Raw genomic sequence first — 726 nt, forward strand, 5'->3', positions numbered from 1 at the left:
TTAATCTCATTACCTTGTATGCGACAGATCAAAATGGTCAAAATATTCCAATTAATTTCCGAATTTATGACAAATCTGAAAGTAAAACCAAGAATGATTACTTTATGGATATGTTAAGTGAAGTACTTAGTTGGGGTGCAAAGATTCAATTTATTTCAGGTGATAGTTGGTATTCATCGACTGGAAATCTAAAAACCATAAGAAAACATGGTATTCGATTTATGTTTGGTATCGACTGTAACCGTAAGGTTTCCCCTGAAAAAGGACAATGGTTTCAACTGCGTTTATTGCCAAATTTCCATCAGGGTCAAGTGGTCTGGCTCAAAGATTTTGGCTTTGTACAATTATTTAAGACTCAGTTAAAAGAACAGCAGAGGTTTTATATTGTGTATCAAGATGAAGATGATTTATTATCCTTTGAGGGTTTTCATGAATTACATTCAAGTCATTGGAAAATAGAACAATATCACCGGGTGATTAAACAGGTTTGTCATATTGAAAAGTTTCAGGTAAGACGGTCTAAACTGATTTTGAATCATATTTTTTCAGCCTTGATGGCCTACGTTGAGATACAAAAGAACCAGTTTGAGCGGATCTTTGAAAATGTATATCGTTGGCAGAAGAAATTATTTAGACCAATTATCAAAAACTTCATTGATGACTTTATTCTCGATAAAAATCATCTGCTACCACAGAGAGTCTATAAATAACAGTGCGTAAGTCCTA

The 726-nt window shown here is 33.3% G+C and carries 1 protein-coding gene; it reads left to right on the plus strand.

Annotated elements, in window-relative coordinates:
• Nucleotides 1-710: IS701 family transposase (locus AC1P5O_RS16700; RefSeq protein ID WP_499006424.1), on the plus strand; the 710-nt coding region annotated here is incomplete at its 5' end.
• Between the last annotated feature and the right edge of the window lie 16 nt (nt 711-726).

The sequence above is a fragment of the Prolinoborus fasciculus genome (genome assembly GCF_056724605.1).